The sequence below is a fragment of the Caldimonas sp. KR1-144 genome, from assembly GCF_049446155.1.
GTDB lineage: Bacteria > Pseudomonadota > Gammaproteobacteria > Burkholderiales > Burkholderiaceae_C > Rivibacter.
The window spans coordinates 429,789-446,572 of record NZ_JBMSEE010000003.1 but is presented as its reverse complement, the minus strand read 5'-3'; the positions used below and the strand labels follow the sequence as shown (position 1 = coordinate 446,572).

Below are 16,784 nucleotides of genomic sequence, written 5' to 3'. Positions count from 1 at the left end.
GCACAGGAGCGATGCGATGCAGAAGCTGTTGTTGAGCGTCGACCGGCTGTCCACCTGGATCGGTAAGGTCTTCGCGTGGACCGTGGTCGGACTGACGGTCCTGATCACCTGGGAGGTGTTCTCGCGCTACGCGCTGAACAAGCCGCACGCCTGGGTGCTCGATGCCCAGATCATGCTGTACGGCACGCTGTTCATGACCGCCGGCGCCTACACGCTCAGCAAGGCCGGTCACGTGCGCGGCGACGTGCTCTACGGCTTCTTCAGCCCGCGCACGCAGGCGGCGATCGACCTGACGCTGTACATCGCGTTCTTCCTGCCCGGCATCCTCGCGCTCACCTGGGCCGGCTGGTACTACTTCCAGGATTCGCTCGCGATGCGCGAGCAGACCTTCAACGCCGACCCGCTGCCGGTCTATCCCTTCAAGCTGGTGATTCCGTTCGCCGGCGGGGTGCTGCTGCTGCAGGGCATCGTGGAGATCGTGCGCTGCCTGATCTGCCTGCGCGAAGGCGCCTGGCCCTCGCGCGAGGAAGACGTCGAGGAGGTCGACGTCGACAAGCTCAAGGAAATGGTGCACGTGAAGGACGCCGACATCGAGGCGCTCGACAAGCTGGTCGTCAAGCAGGAAGGCGGGAAGGCGTGATGCGTCGCGAACTCTGGTTCGGCTTCATCCTGATGGGGCTCATCGTCGCCGCGGCGATCGGCATGGTGCTGAGCGTCGAGACGATGACCAACGGCCACTACGGCCTCTTGATGCTCTCGCTGGTGGTCGTGGCCATCATGCTGGGCTTTCCCACCGCGTTCACGCTGATGGGCATGGGCATGCTGTTCGCGTTCTTCGCCTACCACTCCGGCGGGCAGAGTGCGGGCGGTGCGCTCAAGCAGACGCTCGACCTGATGGTGCAGCGCGCGTTCGCCGTGATGGGCAACGACGTGCTGATCTCGATCCCGCTGTTCGTCTTCATGGGCTACCTGGTCGAGCGCGCCAACCTGATCGAGAAGCTGTTTCGCAGCCTGCACCTGTCGCTCGCGCGCGTGCCGGGCTCGCTGGCGGTGGCCACGCTCGTGACTTGTGCGGTGTTCGCCACCGCCACCGGCATCGTCGGTGCGGTCGTCACGCTGATGGGCCTGCTGGCGCTGCCGCAAATGCTGCGCGGCGGCTACGACGTGCGTGTGTCCGCCGGTGCGATCACCGCCGGCGGCTGCCTGGGCATCCTGATCCCGCCGTCGGTGCTGCTGATCGTCTACGGCGCGACGGCCGGCGTCTCGGTGGTGCAGCTGTACGCCGGTGCGTTCTTCCCGGGCCTGATGCTCGCGGGGCTGTACATCGTCTACGTCATCATCCTGGCCAAGCTCAAGCCGGCGCTGATGCCGCCGCTGACCGCCGCGCAGCGCTTCGTGCCGCTGCCGGCGCCGACCGCGGCGCTGGTCGGCGCGCAAGGCGGCGGCATGCGCGCGCTGCCGGCGCTGCTGGGCGCGCTCAAGGGCTCGCGCAACGCCGGCGTGTCGACCGCCTACGTGCTCAAGCAGCTGTTCATCACGCTGCTGCCGCTGCTGCTGTTCGTCGTCGTCGCGCTGTGGAGCTACAGGGTCTCGACCGCGTCGCCGGTCGCCGCCACGGCGCCGGCGCTGCAGCCGATCGGCGCCGAAGCGCCCGCGGCGCGCAGCGGCGGCCTGGCCGAACCGCCCGGCGCGGGCGGGCTGCAGGAGCCCCCCGGGGCCGGTGGGCTGCAGGAGCCGCCGGGCGCCGGGGGCGTACAGGAACCGCCCGGTGCGAACGGCGTGAAGGAGCCGCCCGGCGCCGAGTCGGTCAAGGAGCCGCCGGGTGCGGGCGCGACGTCGCCGGGCGCCACCGCGCCGGCCGGCGAGACCAAGCCCGCCGAGGCGAGCCGCAACTGGTGGATCGGCACCGGCGTCGGCGCGCTGGCGCTGCTGATCTATTACGGGCTGCTGAGCTTCGCACGGCTCGAGATCTTCAAGATGCTCCTGTCGAGCTTCTTCCCGCTGGTGATCCTGATCCTGGCCGTGCTTGGCTCCATCGTCTTCGGCCTCGCAACGCCGACGGAGGCGGCCGCGGTCGGCGCCTTCGGCGGCTTCGTGCTCGCGGCGGCCTACAAGCAGCTGAACTTCGGCGTCGTCAAGGAGAGCGTGTTCCTGACCGCCAAGACCAGCGCGATGGTGTGCTGGCTGTTCGTCGGCTCGGCGATCTTCTCGGCGGCCTTCGCGCTGCTGGGCGGCCAGGAACTGGTGGAGCGCTGGGTGCTGAGCATGAACCTCAGCAAGACCGAGTTCATGGTGCTCAGCCAGGTGCTCATCTTCATCCTCGGCTGGCCGCTGGAGTGGACCGAGATCATCGTGATCTTCATGCCGATCTTCATTCCGCTGCTCGACAACTTCGGCGTCGATCCGCTGTTCTTCGGCCTGCTGGTCGCGCTGAACCTGCAGACCGCCTTCCTCAGCCCGCCGGTGGCGATGAGCGCGTTCTACCTGAAGGGCGTGGCGCCCAAGCACGTGACGCTGAACCAGATCTTTGCGGGGATGATCCCGTTCATGGGCATCCAGATCGTCGCGATCGTGCTGCTGTACCTGTTCCCGGGCGTCGGCTTGTGGCTGCCGCAAGTCTTGTACAAGTAGGCCCTCCCGAAGCGCCTTCGGCGCCTCCCCCCAGGGGGCGACGCGAGTGGACCGGCGAAGCCGGATCCACCGCGTCCGCTGGGTAGGTGCGGGCGTAGCATCGCGGCGATGGACTTGCTCACGCACCTGCGCGCCCAGTCGCACGCCAACCGGCTCGCGAACCGGCGGCTGCTGGGCGCGGTCGCTGCGCTGCCGGCCGCCGAGTTCCATGCGCCGCGCACCGGCTACTTTCCCAGCCTCGCGGCGACGCTGAACCACATCCTCGAGGTCGACCAGTTCTACATCGGCGCGCTGCACGGCGAGCCGCAGCTCTCCACACACTGGGAGCGCTTCGTCGCCAGCGACACCGTGCAGGCCCTCGCCGCGCGCCAGGACGAAAGCGACCTGCGTCTCGTCGCCTGGTGCGAGGCGGCCGGTGCGGCCGCGCTCGATCGCGTGGTCGAGATGCCGCGCAGCGACCGCATCGACCGCGACATCGCGGCGCGCGTGCTGGCGCACCTGTTCATGCACCAGACCCACCACCGCGGCCAGGCGCATGCGATGTTGTCCGGCACGGCCGTCGCGCCGCCGCAGCTCGACGAGTTCCTGCTCGCCAGCGATGCGCGGTTCCGCACGGACGACCTCTTGTCCGCAGGCTGGACCGAGTTTGTCGTTCTGGGCGGCCAAGCTTGACAGGCGAAGGCGCGCCCACCGTAGAATTGACGTTAACGTAAACGTCAATTGAACCACGCGTTGTCGCGGCGTCCCAAGCGCCGCGTCGACCGGGAGGAGACCCAGGTGCCGGTGCTCGAATCCAAGCTGAACACCCGCGGCGACGAGTTCCGCGCCAATGCCGCCGCGATGCGCGCGCTGGTCGACGACCTCAATGCCCGGCTCGAGAAGATCGCCCAGGGCGGCGGCGAGGCCGCACGCGCCAAGCACCTCGGGCGCGGCAAGCTGCTGCCGCGCGAGCGCGTCGAGGGCCTGCTCGACCCCGGCACCCCCTTCCTCGAGATCGCGCCGCTGGCTGCGCACGAGGTCTACAAGGAGAAAGACGGCAGCGACGCGGCGCCTTGCGCCGGCGTGATCGCGGGCATCGGCCGCATCGGCGGCGTCGAGTGCGTGATCGTGTGCAACGACGCCACCGTCAAGGGCGGCACCTACTACCCGCTCACCGTCAAGAAGCACCTGCGCGCGCAGGAGATCGCCGAGCAGAACCGGCTGCCGTGCATCTACCTGGTCGACTCCGGCGGCGCCAACCTGCCGAACCAGGACGAGGTCTTCCCCGACCGCGACCACTTCGGACGCATCTTCTACAACCAGGCCAACCTGTCGGCCCAAGGCGTGCCGCAGATCGCGGTCGTGATGGGCTCGTGCACTGCCGGCGGCGCCTACGTGCCGGCGATGAGCGACGAGACCATCATCGTCAAGAACCAGGGCACCATCTTCCTCGGCGGCCCGCCGCTGGTGAAGGCCGCGACCGGCGAGGTCGTCAGCGCCGAGGACCTCGGCGGCGGCGACGTGCACACGCGCCTGTCGGGCGTGGCCGATCACCTGGCCCAGAACGACACCCACGCGCTCGCGCTCGCGCGCCAGATCGTGCAAAGCCTCAATTGGCAAAAGCCTTCGCCGCTGGCGCTGCGCGAACCGCGCGCGCCGAAGCTGTCGCCCGAAGAGCTGCACGGCGTGATCCCCACCGACACGCGCAAGCCCTTCGACGTGCGCGAGGTGATCGCGCGCATCGTCGACGGCTCCGAGTTCGACGAGTTCAAGGCCCGCTACGGCAACACGCTGGTCACCGGCTTCGCGCACATCGAGGGCATGCCGGTGGGCATCGTCGCGAACAACGGCATCCTGTTCGCCGAAAGCGCGAACAAGGGCGCGCACTTCATCGAGCTGTGCTGCCAGCGCAAGGTGCCGCTGGTGTTCCTGCAGAACATCACCGGCTTCATGGTCGGGCGCAAGGTCGAGAACGAAGGCATCGCGCGCGCCGGCGCCAAGATGGTGACCGCGGTGGCCTGCGCCAACGTACCCAAGTTCACCGTGATCATCGGCGGCTCGTTCGGCGCCGGCAACTACGGCATGTGCGGCCGCGCCTACTCGCCGCGCTTCCTGTGGATGTGGCCGAACGCGCGCATCTCGGTGATGGGCGGCGAGCAGGCCGCGAGCGTGCTCGCCACCGTCAAGCGCGACGGCATCGAGTCCAAGGGCGGCGCCTGGAGCGCGGAGGAAGAAGAGGCCTTCAAGTCGCCGATCCGCGACCAGTACGAGCGTCAGGGCCACCCGTACTACGCCAGCGCGCGCCTGTGGGACGACGGCGTGATCGACCCGGCCGACACGCGCCGCGTGCTGGCGCTGGGCTTGTCGGCGAGCCTGAACAAGCCGATCCCGGATGCGAAGTTCGGCGTGTTCCGCATGTGAGGTGGCGATGAGTCAGGACATCGAGATCCGCCGCTCGCGCGAAGGCGTCGCCGAGGTGTGGCTCAACCGCCCGGCAGTGCGCAACGCATTCAACGACGAGGTCATCGCCGCGCTGACGCAGGCGTTTGGCACGCTCGGCGCCGACGCCTCGGTGCGCGTGATCGTGCTCGCCGCCGAGGGGCCGGCCTTCTGCGCCGGCGCCGATCTCAACTGGATGCGCCGCATGGCCGACTACACGCGCGAGCAGAACCTGGCCGACGCCGGCGCGCTGGCCGAGATGTTGCGCACCATCGCCACGGTGCGCCAGCCCGTGATCGCGCGCGTGCAAGGCGACGCCTATGCCGGCGGCATGGGCCTGGTCGCGGTGTGCGACATCGCGGTCACGGCCGACAGCGCGAACTTCTGCCTGAGCGAAGTCAAGCTCGGTCTCGTGCCTGCGACGATCAGCCCCTACGTCGTGCGTGCGATGGGCACGCGCGCGGCGCAGCGCTACATGCTCACCGCCGAGCGCTTCGACGCGGCCACGGCCAAGGCGATCGGCTATGTGCACGAGGTGGTGCCCGCGGGCGAACTCGATGCGGCGGTCGGCAAGCTGGTCGACGCGCTGCTCGGCGCCAGCCCGCAGGCGCTGGCCCAGTGCAAGCGCCTGCTCGACGAGGTGGTCGACCGCCCGCTCGATGCGGCGCTGATCGCGCGTACGGTCGAGCACATCGCCGATGCGCGCGCGTCCGACGACGGCAAGCATGGCGTGCAGAGCTTCCTCTCGAAGGCCAAGCCGCGCTGGATGAGATGAGGCCATGGCATCGGCGCTGCAGCACCTGGACACCACTCAGCTCGTCGCGCTTGCCGCGGCGCTGGGATGGGCCAGCGGCCTGCGCCTGTACGCGGTGATCGCGATCACCGGACTGCTCGGCTATGCCGGCTGGGTCGACCTGCCCAAGGGGCTCGAGGTGCTGCAGCACCCGGTCGTGCTGATCGCGGCGGGCTCGATGATGTTCGTCGAGTTCTTCGCCGACAAGATCCCCTGGGTCGATTCGCTGTGGGACGCGGTGCACACCTTCATCCGCATTCCGGCCGGCGCGGCGCTCGCGGCCGGCGTGTTCGGTGCGGACCATGCCAGCTGGGCCACGGTCGCCGCGCTGCTGGGTGGCACGCTCGCGGCGACGAGCCACTTCTCGAAAGCCACCGCGCGCGCGGCCGTCAACACCTCGCCGGAGCCGTTCTCCAACGTCGCGCTGTCGCTGCTCGGCGATGTCACCGTGCCGGCGATGCTGTGGCTGGCCCTCGAGCACACGACCTGGTTCTTCGTGCTGCTGGCGCTTGCGCTGGCGCTGATGGTGGTGCTGACGATCGTGCTGTGGAAGTTCCTGCGCGTTGTCTTCCAAGGAATCCGAAAACTGATCGACGGCGGCCAACAGCCGGCGATGCGGAGCTGACATGTTCAAGAAGATCCTGATCGCCAACCGCGGCGAGATCGCCTGCCGCGTGGCCGCCACGGCGCGCCGGCTCGGCATTCGCACCGTCGCCGTCTACTCGGACGCCGACGCGCACGCGGCCCACGTCGCCGCCTGCGACGAAGCCGTGCACATCGGCCCGTCGACGCCGCGCGAGAGCTACCTCGTCGCCGAGAAGATCCTCGCGGCCGCCCAGGCCACCGGTGCGCAAGCCATCCATCCCGGCTACGGCTTTCTGAGCGAAAACGAAGGCTTCGCCGCGGCCTGCGCCGAGGCGGGCGTCGTCTTCATCGGCCCGCCGGCGAGCGCGATCCAGGCCATGGGCCTGAAGGCCGAGTCCAAGCGCCTGATGGAAGCCGCGCGCGTGCCGCTGGTGCCGGGCTACCACGGCGCCGACCAGGATCCGGCGCTGCTCAAGCGCGAGGCCGGGCGCATTGGCTACCCGGTGCTGATCAAGGCCAGCGCCGGCGGCGGCGGCAAGGGCATGCGCATCGTCAACAGCGAAGGCGAATTCGATGCCGCGCTGGCCTCGTGCCAGCGCGAGGCGATCAACAGCTTCGGCGACGCCGCGGTGCTGGTCGAGCGCTACGTCACGCGCCCGCGCCACATCGAGATCCAGGTCTTCTTCGACGCGCACGGCAACGGCGTCTACCTGTTCGAGCGCGATTGTTCCGTGCAGCGCCGCCACCAGAAGGTGCTCGAAGAAGCGCCCGCGCCCGGCATGACCGAGGCGCGCCGCAAGGAGATGGGCGAGGCGGCGGTGGCGGCCGCGCGCGCGGTCGGCTACCAGGGTGCAGGCACGGTGGAGTTCATCGCCGAGCAGGACGGTCGCTTCTATTTCATGGAGATGAACACGCGCCTGCAGGTGGAGCACCCGGTCACCGAGGCGATCACCGGGCTCGACCTCGTCGAGTGGCAACTGCGCGTCGCCGCCGGCGAGCGCCTGCCGCTCACGCAAGACGAGCTCAGGATCCACGGTCACGCGATCGAGGCGCGCATTTGCGCCGAGAACACCGACGCCAACTTCCTGCCTTCGACCGGCACGCTGCACGTGCTGCGCTGGCCCGAAGGCGCGGTGAACTTTCGCGTCAATGCCGATGCCGAGCGCTTTCATCAACCCGCACCGGTGCGCATCGACGCCGGCGTGCGCGAGGGCGACGCGATCACCCCCTTCTACGACCCGATGGTCGCCAAGCTCATCGTCTGGGGCGAGAACCGCGATCAGGCGCTGGCGCGACTCGACGCCGCGCTGGCGGCCACGCGCATCGTCGGCCTGCACACCAACACCGCCTTCCTGCGCCGCGTGGTCGCGAGCCGCTCGTTCAGCGGCGCCGACCTCGACACCGGCCTGATCGAGCGCGAGCGCGCCGCGCTGTTCGACACGCCGCCGCTGCCGCTGGCGGTGGCGGCGGCCGGCATCGTCGCCCATGCGCTGGCCGACGAGCGCGCGCAGCAGGATGCCGATCCGTGGTCCCGGCGTGACGGCTGGCGCCTGCACGGCGTCGCGCGGCGCGTCTTCCAGCTCGAGCATGCCGGGGGCACCGACCGCGCGGTCCTCGAGCGCACGCACGACGGCGGCATGGTGCTCGCGGTCGGCGATCAGCGCCTGCCATACGACGCGCGCCCGCTCGGCGGCGACCGCCACGCCGTGCAGCTCGGTGAGCGCCGCGTCACGCTGGCCGTGCACGCGGTCGGCGAGCAGGTCACGGTGTTCGCGCCGGAAGGCCTGGCCCAGCTGCGCGAGGTCGACCTGCTCGCGCACGCCGGCGACAGCGCCGCCGAGGGCGGGCGCATCACGGCACCGATGCCGGGCAAGGTCGTCGCCTTCCTCGCCCAGGCCGGCGACCGCGTCAAGCGCGGCCAGCCGCTCGCGGTGATGGAGGCGATGAAGATGGAGCACACGCTCGCGGCGCCGGCCGACGGCGTGGTGAAGGCGCTGCGCTACGCGCCTGGCGAGCAGGTCGCCGAGGGCGAGGCGCTGCTGGACTTCGAGGCCGGGGCGGCGTGATGTCGAACCCGAGCGCGCGCGAGCCGCGGCGTCGCCCGGTGCGTGGCTCAGTGCGACGCCGGCGTGCGGCCGAACAGCCGCGCGAGCAGGCCGGGCCGGGCCGGCGCGGCGGGTTGTTCTTGCTCGTCGTCGTAGCGCGAGAGCGGGCGGCTCAGGCCAAAGCCGCTGGTGACCTGCATCCAGGCTGCGTCCTGCGCTGCGCTGCCGGGCGCGCGCGCCGCGATCGCGGCCAGGCGCGCGGCGTCCTCGGCCGCCGTGTCGGCCTCGAACTGGTCGGCCAGCGCAGAGAGTTCGGCGTGGCCGAGCCCGCGACACGCGAACAGCACCTCGGCGGCCTCTGCGCGATGGCGCAGCACGCGCGACACGTCGACCGCGACGCCGAGCTCGCGCTGCAGCAGCAGGCACATGCGGTTGGCGTTGCGCAGGCGGCGGGTGGTGTTCATTTCGGGCTCCAACGACTGGCTGCCATCGTGCGTGCAAACGGCCGCGCCGCCCATCCCGCGCCGTGGGGACGCAGCGCGCCTTTCACCCCCTTCGCTGCGGGTGTCGCAGCGACGATGTGAGGAATAAGTCATGAACCTGCCCACGCACGTCACACTGGTCGATGTCGGTCCGCGCGACGGCCTGCAAAACGAGAAGCAACCGGTCGCGGCGGCCGACAAGATCGAGCTCGTCGCTCGCCTGCAGCGCGCCGGCCTGAAGGAAGTCGAGGTCACCAGCTTCGTGAGCCCGAAGTGGGTGCCGCAGATGGCCGACGGCGCCGAGGTGATGGCCGGCATCGCGCGCGTGGCGGGCGTTCGCCACAGCGTGCTGGTGCCCAACATGAAGGGCTTCGAGGCGGCCGTGGCGACGCGCCCCGACGAAGTGGTCGTGTTCGGCGCCGCCAGCGAGGCCTTCAGCCAGAAGAACATCAACTGCTCGATCGCCGAGTCGATCGAGCGCTTCGCGCCGGTGGTCGCGGCGGCGCGCGCGGCCGGGCTCAAGGTGCGCGGCGCGATCTCGTGCGCTGTCGCCTGCCCCTACGAGGGTGACATCCACCCGGACCGCGTCGAGCTGGTCGCCCGGCTGATGAAGGACATCGGCGTGCAGCACGTCGGCGTGGCCGACACCATCGGCGTGGGCACGCCGCGGCGCGTGCAGGCGGCGATGGAGCGTGCGCTGAAGCACTACCCGCTGGCCGAGGTCAGCGGGCATTTCCACGACACCTACGGCCAGTCGCTCGCCAACGTCTACGCCTGTCTGCAGATGGGCATCCACACCTTCGACGCCAGCGTCGGCGGGCTGGGCGGTTGCCCGTATGCGAAGGGCGCGACCGGCAACGTCGCGACCGAGGACGTGGTCTTCATGCTGCACGGCCTGGGCATCGAGACCGGCATCGACCTCGACGCGCTGGTCGACACGGCCGCGTGGATCAGCGGCGTGCTGGGGCGCAAGCCGGTGTCGCGGGTGGCGACGGCCCTGCTGGCCAAGCGCGCGGGCTGACCGGCTCAGGCCAACAGAACGAGCACTAACGCCACCGCCCCCGGCACCGCCTGCACGAACAGGATCTTGCGGCTCGCCGTCGCGGCGCCGTACAGACCCGCGACGATCACGCAGCCGAGGAAGAACAGCTTGAACGCGAAGCCGGTCGCGCCGCCGAGCACGAGGCCCGCGGCCAGGCCGGCGGCGAGAAAGCCGTTGTACAGGCCCTGGTTCGCGGCCAGCACCTTGGAGGCCGCGGCGAACTCGGGTGTGGTGCCAAATGCGCGCCGTCCCTTGGGCGTGTCCCACTGGAACATCTCGAGCACGAGGATGTAGACGTGCAGCAGGGCGACGAGCGCGACGGCGATCTGGGCGACGAGGGTCATCGGGGCGGCTTTCGTTCAGAGGGTGGTTCAGTTGGGGCGGTGCAGGGTACCCGTGCCGCGCGTCACGTGCAGCACGCGGCTGGGCGCGAGCACGCGCGCCCAGTGCCACACGCCGCGCGGCACGACGCAGGCGCCGCGCCCGCGCAGGGCCACCTCGCGCATGCCGCCCGGATCCTCGAGCAGCAGGTCGATCGCGCCTTCGATCAGGTAGACGATCTCGTCGCCCTCGGGATGCATCTCCCAGTTCGGCCAATCGGCGTCGAAGGCGAACTCGGCGACCAGCCAGTCGCGCGCGATGGCGTTGAGCTCGGCCTCGGGCCGCGACCAGAAGCGCTCGCCGCCGTCGACGACCTCGATCGCGCCGCCGGCGCGCAGATGCAGATAGACGTGCTCGGGATCCAGCGACATGGCGTGCTCCGGTTCGAAGCGTTCGCCAAAATGTAGCGGTCACTCCGCCACGCCAGCCAGATGAGCGAACCCCTAACGGACACCGCCGCACGCCCCGCCGGCTTCGAGCACGTCAGCCGCGTGCTGGTCGAGCTGGGTCATCCGCATGCGCCGCAGTTCCTTGCCGTCGCCGCGCGCACCTCGCAGGAGGCCGCCGATGCGCTCGGCGTGGCCGTCGGCCAGATCGCCAAGAGCGTGATCTTTCGCCGCAAGGCCGACGATGCCGCGGTGCTCGTCGTCGCGTCGGGCGATCGGCGCGTCGACGAGAAGAAGGTGGCCGCCCAGGTCGGCGCGATCGGCCGCGCCGACGCCGAGTTCGTCAAGGCGCGCACCGGCTTCACGATCGGCGGCGTCTCGCCGGTGGGCCACACGACGAAGCCGGTCACGCTGATCGACCGCGAACTGTTCCGCTTTGCCGAGGTGTGGGCCGCGGCGGGCCATCCGAACGGCGTGTTCCGGCTCGCGCCGGCCGACCTGGAGCGCCTGACCGGCGCGCCGGTGGCCGACGTGGTGCAGCCCGTCGCATGAACCCGGGTTTCACGCCCGACGCGCCCGGCCCGGTGCCGAGCCCGTGCATCAGCGTGTGCCGCATGAACGCGGCCACCGGCTGGTGCGAGGGCTGCTGGCGCACGATCGACGAGATCGCCGCCTGGGCCTCGATGCCCGACGAGGCGAAACGGGCCGTCTGGCGCGCGCTGCCCGAGCGCGAGGCCGCGGCCAAGGAGCGCAGCGCATGATCCCGATCAGCTTCTGGTTCGACCCCGTCTCGCCCTATGCCTACCTGGCCTTCGAGCGCATGCCGCAGGCCTTCGAGGGCTGCTCGTACGCGGTGAGCTACCGGCCGCTGCTGTTCGCCGGCCTGCTCAAGCACTGGGGCCAGCTCGGGCCGGCCGAGATCGCGCCCAAGCGCGACTGGACCTACCGCCAGGTGCTGTGGCTGGCCGAGCGCCAGGGGTCCCGGCTCGACCTGCCGGCCGCGCACCCCTTCAATCCGCTGCCGCTGCTGCGCCTGCTCGCGGCCTGCGCGCCCGAGGGCGACACGCCCAATCGCTGGCAGTGCGAGCAGGTGCTGCACCACGTCTGGCACGGCGGCGCGGCGGCCGACGATCCGGCCCGGCTGGCCGAGCTGACCCGGCGCCTCGCGCCGGCGCGCGATCCGCAGTCCGACGCGGTCAAGCAGTCGCTGCGCGAGGCCGGCGACGCGGCGCTGGCGCGCGGCATCTTCGGCGTGCCGACGATCGAGCTGCCGCCGCGCGCCGGCGAGACCTCGCCGCGCCTCTTCTGGGGACAGGACGGCCTCGACATGGCCGCCGCCGCACTGCGCGGCGAGCCCTGGTTCGACGGCCCGGCCTGGAACGCCGCGGCGTGCGTGCCGGCGGGCGTGCAGCGCCGCTAGGGGGCGGCGCGGATTCCTTCCGCGCCGCCCCCTAGGCTCAGGCCGCCTTCTTCTGCGCCTGCTCGGGCGGTGTTCCGGCCTTGAACATCGTCGCGAGCTGCTTGCGCAGCTCCGGCGAGTCGCTGTAGCCGTGGCTCTTCACGGCGTGCTGAACCGCCGCTTCCATCAGTTCGTCGTCGCTGTCGGCGCTCAGCGCCACGGTGCAGGGGCCGCCCATCTCGCGGCAGTCGATGTACTTGCGGGTCATGTTCGTCTCCTTCGTTGCCGTGCGAGGGTGCCCACTTCCTGAAGGCGTCGAGCCCGGCCGTGTCAATCGCCATGTTGGGCTCCACCTCGACCAACGAACGGAGTAGATTGGAGTGGGCACGCGCTACGCATGGTGGCCACCGCCGACGGGGGCGGCCATCAGCCGAATTGCGTACGCAGCCGGGGGCAGGAAAGAGCATGAAGCACCTGACGCGCGGCGACTATGCGGCGGCGCTGCGGTTGATCGGCGAACTCGAGCGTGCGAGCGACGCACCGGAGCATTTCGCGCGCGAGGGCGCGCGCTTGCTCTCCAGCTATGTCGCCGCGGAGCTGACGACGCTGTCGGTGTGCGACCTCGCCACCGGCCATCGAGAGGTGATCGGGCTGCCGGCGCTGCGGCTCGGGCCCGACGAGATCGCCGCCTTCGACCGCCACTTCTACGAGCACCCGCTGGTGCGCTATCACGGCATCGAGCGCGGGCCGGGGGCGCGGCGTATCTCCGATTCGATGGGCCCCGCCGCCTTTCGCAACACCGCGCTGTACGACGAGTACTACCGCCGCGTCGGCCTGCACCACGCGATCGCGGTGCCGCTGCAGCAAGACGGGCGCATGCTGGTGAGCTTCGTGCTCAATCGCGCCCACGTCGACTTCAGCGAGCGCGACCGCGAGCGGCTCGAGCTGCTGCGCCCGCACCTGGTCTGGCTGTACGCCCAGGTCTGCCGTGTCAAGGCGCGCGCCGCCGAGACCGTGCGCAACGCGCCGATGCCAGCGCTGCCCGACGCGCCGATCGCCGGCGAGCTCACGCCGCGCGAGCGCGAGGTGCTGGCGTGGCTGGCCCACGGCAAGACCGACGCCGAGATCGCCGCCTTCCTCGGCACCAGCCCGCGCACGGTGCACAAGCACCTCGAGCACATCTACGTGAAGCTCGGCGTCGAGACGCGCACCGCCGCGGTGATGCGCGGCTTCGGCATGGCGCCGCCGGCGCCGTGACGGCGCAGCGACGGTCGACCTCGGGATAGTCCTGAGCTCCGCTCTCGCATCGCGAAAGCAAAGGAACGGGTTTCCCCTGCAGTTGTCAGCGCGCGTTGGATTCGCGTCAGAGCCCGGTCAGAGGCCTCGCCGATCCTGATGACATGCCGCGCTGCGCGGCATTCCTCATTCACGCAGGAGACAACCCATGGCTGCAATCAGTGCCGGCACCGCGCCGCGCCCGATGACCGGCGAGGAAAAGAAGGTCATCTTCGCTTCCTCGCTCGGCACGGTGTTCGAGTGGTACGACTTCTATCTGTACGGCTCGCTCGCGGCGATCATCGCGAAGCAGTTCTTCTCGGGCCTCGACCCCAGCGCCGCGTTCATCTTTGCGCTGCTGGCATTCGCGGCGGGCTTCATCGTGCGTCCGTTCGGCGCGCTGGTGTTCGGCCGCCTGGGCGACATGATCGGGCGCAAGTACACCTTCCTGGTGACGATCCTGATCATGGGCCTGTCGACCTTCATCGTCGGCATCCTGCCCTCGTACGCGACGATCGGCGTCGCAGCGCCGGTGATCCTGATCGCGCTGCGCATGCTGCAGGGCCTCGCGCTCGGCGGCGAGTACGGCGGTGCCGCGACCTACGTCGCCGAGCACGCGCCGCACGGCAAGCGCGGTGCCTACACCTCGTGGATACAGACCACCGCGACGCTGGGCCTGTTCCTGTCGCTGCTGGTGATCCTGGGCGTGCGCACCTGGCTGGGCGAGGAAGTCTTCGCCGACTGGGGCTGGCGCATCCCGTTCATCGTCTCGATCCTGCTGCTCGGCATCTCGGTGTGGATCCGCCTGTCGATGAACGAGTCGCCGGCCTTCCAGAAGATGAAGTCCGAGGGCAAGACCTCGAAGGCCCCGCTGTCGGAGTCGTTCGGCCAGTGGAAGAACCTGAAGATCGTGATCCTCGCGCTGGTGGGCCTGGTGGCCGGCCAGGCGGTGGTCTGGTACTCGGGCCAGTTCTACGCGCTGTTCTTCCTGCAAAGCGTGCTCAAGGTCGACCCGGCCACGGCCAACATCATGGTCGCGGTCGCGCTCCTGATCGGCACGCCGTTCTTCGTCGTGTTCGGCACGCTGTCGGACAAGATCGGCCGCAAGCCCATCATCCTGGCGGGCCTGCTGCTCGCGGTGGTGACCTATTTCCCGCTGTTCAAGGCGCTGACCGAGGCGGCCAACCCCGACCTCGCCGCCGCCCAGAAGAGCGCGCAGATCGTGGTCACCGCGGACCCGAATGCCTGCTCGTTCCAGGGCAGCCCGATCGCGCGTGAAGTCGACTTCTACAAGTCCTGCGACATCGTCAAGCGCGCGCTGGCCCAGGCCTCGGCGAGCTACGAGACCGTGGCCGCCGCGCCCGGCACGGTGGCGAGCGTGAAGATCGGCGACAAGGAGATCGTTGCGCTCGAAGCCGTTCGCGAGAAGGGCGGTCACAAGTTCGAGAAGGAAAGCGCCGACAAGATCGCCGCCTTCAAGAAGGACGTGGCGGCCGCGATGAAGGCCGCCGGCTATCCGGCCAAGGCCGACCCGGCCAAGATCAACAAGCCGCTGGTCGTCGCGATCCTCACGCTGCTGGTCATCTACGTGACCATGGTCTACGGCCCGATCGCCGCAGCGCTGGTGGAGATGTTCCCGACGCGCATCCGCTACACCTCGATGAGCCTGCCGTACCACATCGGCAACGGCTGGTTCGGCGGCCTGATGCCCACGATCGCGTTCGCGATGGTGGCCTCGAACGGCAACATGTACTACGGCCTGTGGTACCCGGTCGTGATCGCCGCGGCCACGTTCGTGATCGGCCTGTTCTTCGTGCGCGAGACGAAGGACGTGGACATCTTCAAGCACGACTGAACGTCCGCTTGATCTTCCTCGGGCGGGGCCGCGAGGCCCCGCCTTTTCATTTCAAGGAATCCTTGCCATGTGGAAACTTCTGGTGGGCTTTGCCGTGTTCGCGGCGATCGTGATCTTCGTGCTGATGAAAGCCGGCGGCGACGTCGACATGAGCGGCGAGAAGCACGGCGTCGATGCCTCGCACGCGCCGGCGCCGGCGGCATCCGCGGCGTCTCAGTGAGCCCTGGGGCCTCAGTCGTCGGGCGTTGCCGTTGTCGTCCGCCGTTGGCAGGCTAGGCAGCTAGGCGCGTTCCCGTCGCCTTGGCTGCGCGCAGCCGCAGCGCGCCAAGGCCCAGCGCAAACAGCAGCGCGCCCGAGCCGATCGCCAGCGCCCACAGCACCGGTTTTGCGGCGCGCGCGCGGAGTTCGGCGCCGGGCAGCGTGGTCACGACATACCAGTCGGGCCCGTCGATGCGGGCCAGCGCGTACAGCGTGTCTTCGCTGGTGCTGAAGCCGGTGGCGCTGTCGGGCCTGAAGGCCATGAGGCCGGCCAGGCTGGCACGCAGCGCGCTCGACGCACCCGGATCGGGCGCCGAGGCCCCGGCAGACGACGCGAGCGGGCGGCCGTCGTCGACATGGATGGCCGCATCAGCGCCGTGCGGGCCCCCTCGCGGCAGCACGCGCTCGACGAAGCCCTTCACCCGCACCGTGCTGCCGATCGTGCCGACGCGGCGCTCGCCGAGGTGGATCGGCGTCAGTGCCGCGAACACCGGCCCCGGGCCGGCGCCGGCCTCGTCGACCTCGGGGTTCGACCAGACCGTCGCCGCGCCGGGGTCGGCAGGACGGTAGGCGAGCCGACCCCATTGCGCTTCGAACTGGTCGTAGTCGGCCGCGACCTCGCTGCTCCAGTTCGGGTAGAGGAAGGGGTCGTAGCCGACGTTGGACTGCTCGGGAAAGCCGACGAAGAACAGGTTGTCGTCGCGCGTCGTCGCGCCGGGGCCCCAGCGGCTGCACAGGTCGTGGAACAGCACCACGCGCCGTCGCAGCTCGTCGGTGAGCACGACGCCGGCGCGCACCCAGGCGGTGGGGTGGAGGCGCCCGTCGGAGATCTCGGCGCGGCTGCGCCAGGCGCCCTGGGCGTCCTTTTCGAGCAGGCGCTCGAAGCGGCGGGCGCTGGCGTCGTCTCGGTAGTCGGGCCAGCGCCGCACGAACTCGTCGCGCACCGTGTGGTGCAGCTCGACGATGTGGCCGAGCAGCTGCTGCGCGACGCGCGCGCGCTCGACCGCCTGCTGCGCCAAGCGCTCGGTCTCCCTCGCCTCGGCCTGCCGGTAGAGCAGCAAGCCGCCGAGCAGGCCGCACAGCAGCAGCCCGAGAGCGCCGAGCAGCGCCACGGCCGGCAAGGTCATGCCGGTCAGCATGCGGCGAGCGCGGTCGGCGAGGTGCGTCATCGGCGGGCGATGGTGGCAGGCGGCGCGTGGCAAACGGCGCGCCGGCCCGTCGGCCAGGGGATGGA

The 16,784-nt window shown here is 70.3% G+C and carries 19 protein-coding genes; 14 read left to right on the top strand and 5 right to left on the bottom strand.

The features are described from left to right. Positions 1-16 precede the first annotated feature (16 nt). The 7 genes from ACO2TI_RS10170 (at position 17) to ACO2TI_RS10140 (ending at position 8,493) form a co-directional block, all read left to right on the top strand. Positions 17-640: a TRAP transporter small permease subunit gene (locus tag ACO2TI_RS10170; RefSeq protein ID WP_423284003.1), complete on the top strand. Its 624-nt coding sequence runs from the start codon at positions 17-19 to the stop codon at positions 638-640. Continuing rightward, a complete protein-coding gene (locus ACO2TI_RS10165; RefSeq protein ID WP_423284002.1) occupies positions 640-2,631 on the top strand; it encodes a TRAP transporter large permease subunit in 1,992 nt (663 codons plus the stop codon). The genes ACO2TI_RS10170 and ACO2TI_RS10165 overlap by 1 nt, the downstream gene beginning before the upstream one ends. A 108-nt stretch (positions 2,632-2,739) precedes the next feature. Beyond that, positions 2,740-3,303 carry a DinB family protein gene (locus ACO2TI_RS10160; protein ID WP_423284001.1) on the top strand — a complete coding sequence of 188 codons (564 nt, stop codon included), beginning with the start codon at positions 2,740-2,742 and terminating at the stop codon, positions 3,301-3,303. Between the two features lie 105 nt (positions 3,304-3,408). Further along, on the top strand, positions 3,409-5,031 hold the full coding sequence (locus ACO2TI_RS10155) for a carboxyl transferase domain-containing protein (protein ID WP_423284078.1): 1,623 nt from the start codon (positions 3,409-3,411) through the stop codon (positions 5,029-5,031). Positions 5,032-5,038: 7 nt separating this feature from the next. Beyond that, positions 5,039-5,824, top strand: a complete 786-nt coding sequence (locus tag ACO2TI_RS10150; RefSeq protein WP_423283999.1) for an enoyl-CoA hydratase/isomerase family protein — start codon at positions 5,039-5,041, stop codon at positions 5,822-5,824. 4 nt (positions 5,825-5,828) lie between these two features. Then, positions 5,829-6,467: a DUF4126 domain-containing protein gene (locus ACO2TI_RS10145; protein ID WP_423283997.1), complete on the top strand. Its 639-nt coding sequence runs from the start codon at positions 5,829-5,831 to the stop codon at positions 6,465-6,467. 1 nt (position 6,468) lies between these two features. Then, positions 6,469-8,493: an acetyl/propionyl/methylcrotonyl-CoA carboxylase subunit alpha gene (locus ACO2TI_RS10140; RefSeq protein ID WP_423283996.1), complete on the top strand. Its 2,025-nt coding sequence runs from the start codon at positions 6,469-6,471 to the stop codon at positions 8,491-8,493. Positions 8,494-8,540: 47 nt separating this feature from the next. Here ACO2TI_RS10140 and ACO2TI_RS10135 read toward each other — a convergent pair whose 3' ends face one another. Further along, complete coding sequence (locus tag ACO2TI_RS10135; RefSeq protein ID WP_423283995.1) at positions 8,541-8,936, bottom strand: hypothetical protein; 396 nt, start codon at positions 8,934-8,936, stop codon at positions 8,541-8,543. Positions 8,937-9,066: 130 nt separating this feature from the next. Here ACO2TI_RS10135 and ACO2TI_RS10130 point away from each other — a divergent pair, with 130 nt between their 5' ends. Next, positions 9,067-9,975 (top strand): hydroxymethylglutaryl-CoA lyase, encoded by a 909-nt coding sequence (locus tag ACO2TI_RS10130; RefSeq protein WP_423283994.1) that lies wholly within the window; start codon positions 9,067-9,069, stop codon positions 9,973-9,975. 5 nt (positions 9,976-9,980) lie between these two features. Here the strand turns inward: ACO2TI_RS10130 and ACO2TI_RS10125 are convergent, their stop codons facing one another. Together ACO2TI_RS10125 and ACO2TI_RS10120 are read right to left on the bottom strand one after the other, a co-directional pair. Continuing rightward, the gene (locus tag ACO2TI_RS10125) at positions 9,981-10,340 is read right to left on the bottom strand and encodes a DUF1304 domain-containing protein (RefSeq protein ID WP_423283993.1); all 360 of its coding nucleotides are present in this window, start codon (positions 10,338-10,340) and stop codon (positions 9,981-9,983) included. Between the two features lie 27 nt (positions 10,341-10,367). Beyond that, positions 10,368-10,748: a cupin gene (locus tag ACO2TI_RS10120; protein WP_423283992.1), complete on the bottom strand. Its 381-nt coding sequence runs from the start codon at positions 10,746-10,748 to the stop codon at positions 10,368-10,370. Positions 10,749-10,808: 60 nt separating this feature from the next. Between ACO2TI_RS10120 and ACO2TI_RS10115 the strand changes: the two genes are divergently transcribed. The 3 genes from ACO2TI_RS10115 to ACO2TI_RS10105 are packed head-to-tail and all read left to right on the top strand — an operon-like array spanning position 10,809 to position 12,183. Further along, on the top strand, positions 10,809-11,315 hold the full coding sequence (locus ACO2TI_RS10115; RefSeq protein WP_423283991.1) for a YbaK/EbsC family protein: 507 nt from the start codon (positions 10,809-10,811) through the stop codon (positions 11,313-11,315). After that, a complete protein-coding gene (locus ACO2TI_RS10110) occupies positions 11,312-11,524 on the top strand; it encodes a DUF1289 domain-containing protein (RefSeq protein ID WP_423283990.1) in 213 nt (70 codons plus the stop codon). Before ACO2TI_RS10115 ends, ACO2TI_RS10110 begins: the two co-directional genes overlap by 4 nt. Then, the gene (locus ACO2TI_RS10105; RefSeq protein ID WP_423283989.1) at positions 11,521-12,183 is read left to right on the top strand and encodes a DsbA family protein; all 663 of its coding nucleotides are present in this window, start codon (positions 11,521-11,523) and stop codon (positions 12,181-12,183) included. Before ACO2TI_RS10110 ends, ACO2TI_RS10105 begins: the two co-directional genes overlap by 4 nt. Before the next feature lie 37 nt (positions 12,184-12,220). Here ACO2TI_RS10105 and ACO2TI_RS10100 read toward each other — a convergent pair whose 3' ends face one another. After that, the gene (locus ACO2TI_RS10100; RefSeq protein WP_423283987.1) at positions 12,221-12,430 is read right to left on the bottom strand and encodes a DUF1059 domain-containing protein; all 210 of its coding nucleotides are present in this window, start codon (positions 12,428-12,430) and stop codon (positions 12,221-12,223) included. Between the two features lie 197 nt (positions 12,431-12,627). On the opposite strand from ACO2TI_RS10100, the gene ACO2TI_RS10095 reads away from it, so the two are divergent. From ACO2TI_RS10095 to ACO2TI_RS10085, 3 genes are all read left to right on the top strand, one after another. After that, positions 12,628-13,419 carry a helix-turn-helix transcriptional regulator gene (locus tag ACO2TI_RS10095; protein ID WP_423283986.1) on the top strand — a complete coding sequence of 264 codons (792 nt, stop codon included), beginning with the start codon at positions 12,628-12,630 and terminating at the stop codon, positions 13,417-13,419. A gap of 187 nt (positions 13,420-13,606) precedes the next feature. Next, on the top strand, positions 13,607-15,292 hold the full coding sequence (locus tag ACO2TI_RS10090; protein ID WP_423283985.1) for an MFS transporter: 1,686 nt from the start codon (positions 13,607-13,609) through the stop codon (positions 15,290-15,292). A 67-nt stretch (positions 15,293-15,359) separates the two neighbouring features. Next, positions 15,360-15,512 carry a hypothetical protein gene (locus ACO2TI_RS10085; RefSeq protein ID WP_423283984.1) on the top strand — a complete coding sequence of 51 codons (153 nt, stop codon included), beginning with the start codon at positions 15,360-15,362 and terminating at the stop codon, positions 15,510-15,512. 52 nt (positions 15,513-15,564) lie between these two features. On the opposite strand, the gene ACO2TI_RS10080 is transcribed toward ACO2TI_RS10085, so the two are convergent. Next, complete coding sequence (locus ACO2TI_RS10080) at positions 15,565-16,719, bottom strand: cache domain-containing protein (RefSeq protein ID WP_423283982.1); 1,155 nt, start codon at positions 16,717-16,719, stop codon at positions 15,565-15,567. Between the last annotated feature and the right edge of the window lie 65 nt (positions 16,720-16,784).

Coding starts and splice junctions, on each gene's coding strand:
- ACO2TI_RS10170 (WP_423284003.1), top strand. CDS start 17: ATGCAGAAGCTGTTGTTGAGCGTCGACCGGCTGTCCACCTGGATCGGT.
- ACO2TI_RS10165 (WP_423284002.1), top strand. CDS start 640: ATGCGTCGCGAACTCTGGTTCGGCTTCATCCTGATGGGGCTCATCGTC.
- ACO2TI_RS10160 (WP_423284001.1), top strand. CDS start 2,740: ATGGACTTGCTCACGCACCTGCGCGCCCAGTCGCACGCCAACCGGCTC.
- ACO2TI_RS10150 (WP_423283999.1), top strand. CDS start 5,039: ATGAGTCAGGACATCGAGATCCGCCGCTCGCGCGAAGGCGTCGCCGAG.
- ACO2TI_RS10145 (WP_423283997.1), top strand. CDS start 5,829: ATGGCATCGGCGCTGCAGCACCTGGACACCACTCAGCTCGTCGCGCTT.
- ACO2TI_RS10140 (WP_423283996.1), top strand. CDS start 6,469: ATGTTCAAGAAGATCCTGATCGCCAACCGCGGCGAGATCGCCTGCCGC.
- ACO2TI_RS10135 (WP_423283995.1), bottom strand. CDS start 8,936: ATGAACACCACCCGCCGCCTGCGCAACGCCAACCGCATGTGCCTGCTG.
- ACO2TI_RS10130 (WP_423283994.1), top strand. CDS start 9,067: ATGAACCTGCCCACGCACGTCACACTGGTCGATGTCGGTCCGCGCGAC.
- ACO2TI_RS10125 (WP_423283993.1), bottom strand. CDS start 10,340: ATGACCCTCGTCGCCCAGATCGCCGTCGCGCTCGTCGCCCTGCTGCAC.
- ACO2TI_RS10120 (WP_423283992.1), bottom strand. CDS start 10,748: ATGTCGCTGGATCCCGAGCACGTCTATCTGCATCTGCGCGCCGGCGGC.
- ACO2TI_RS10115 (WP_423283991.1), top strand. CDS start 10,809: ATGAGCGAACCCCTAACGGACACCGCCGCACGCCCCGCCGGCTTCGAG.
- ACO2TI_RS10110 (WP_423283990.1), top strand. CDS start 11,312: ATGAACCCGGGTTTCACGCCCGACGCGCCCGGCCCGGTGCCGAGCCCG.
- ACO2TI_RS10105 (WP_423283989.1), top strand. CDS start 11,521: ATGATCCCGATCAGCTTCTGGTTCGACCCCGTCTCGCCCTATGCCTAC.
- ACO2TI_RS10100 (WP_423283987.1), bottom strand. CDS start 12,430: ATGACCCGCAAGTACATCGACTGCCGCGAGATGGGCGGCCCCTGCACC.
- ACO2TI_RS10095 (WP_423283986.1), top strand. CDS start 12,628: ATGAAGCACCTGACGCGCGGCGACTATGCGGCGGCGCTGCGGTTGATC.
- ACO2TI_RS10090 (WP_423283985.1), top strand. CDS start 13,607: ATGGCTGCAATCAGTGCCGGCACCGCGCCGCGCCCGATGACCGGCGAG.
- ACO2TI_RS10085 (WP_423283984.1), top strand. CDS start 15,360: ATGTGGAAACTTCTGGTGGGCTTTGCCGTGTTCGCGGCGATCGTGATC.
- ACO2TI_RS10080 (WP_423283982.1), bottom strand. CDS start 16,719: ATGACGCACCTCGCCGACCGCGCTCGCCGCATGCTGACCGGCATGACC.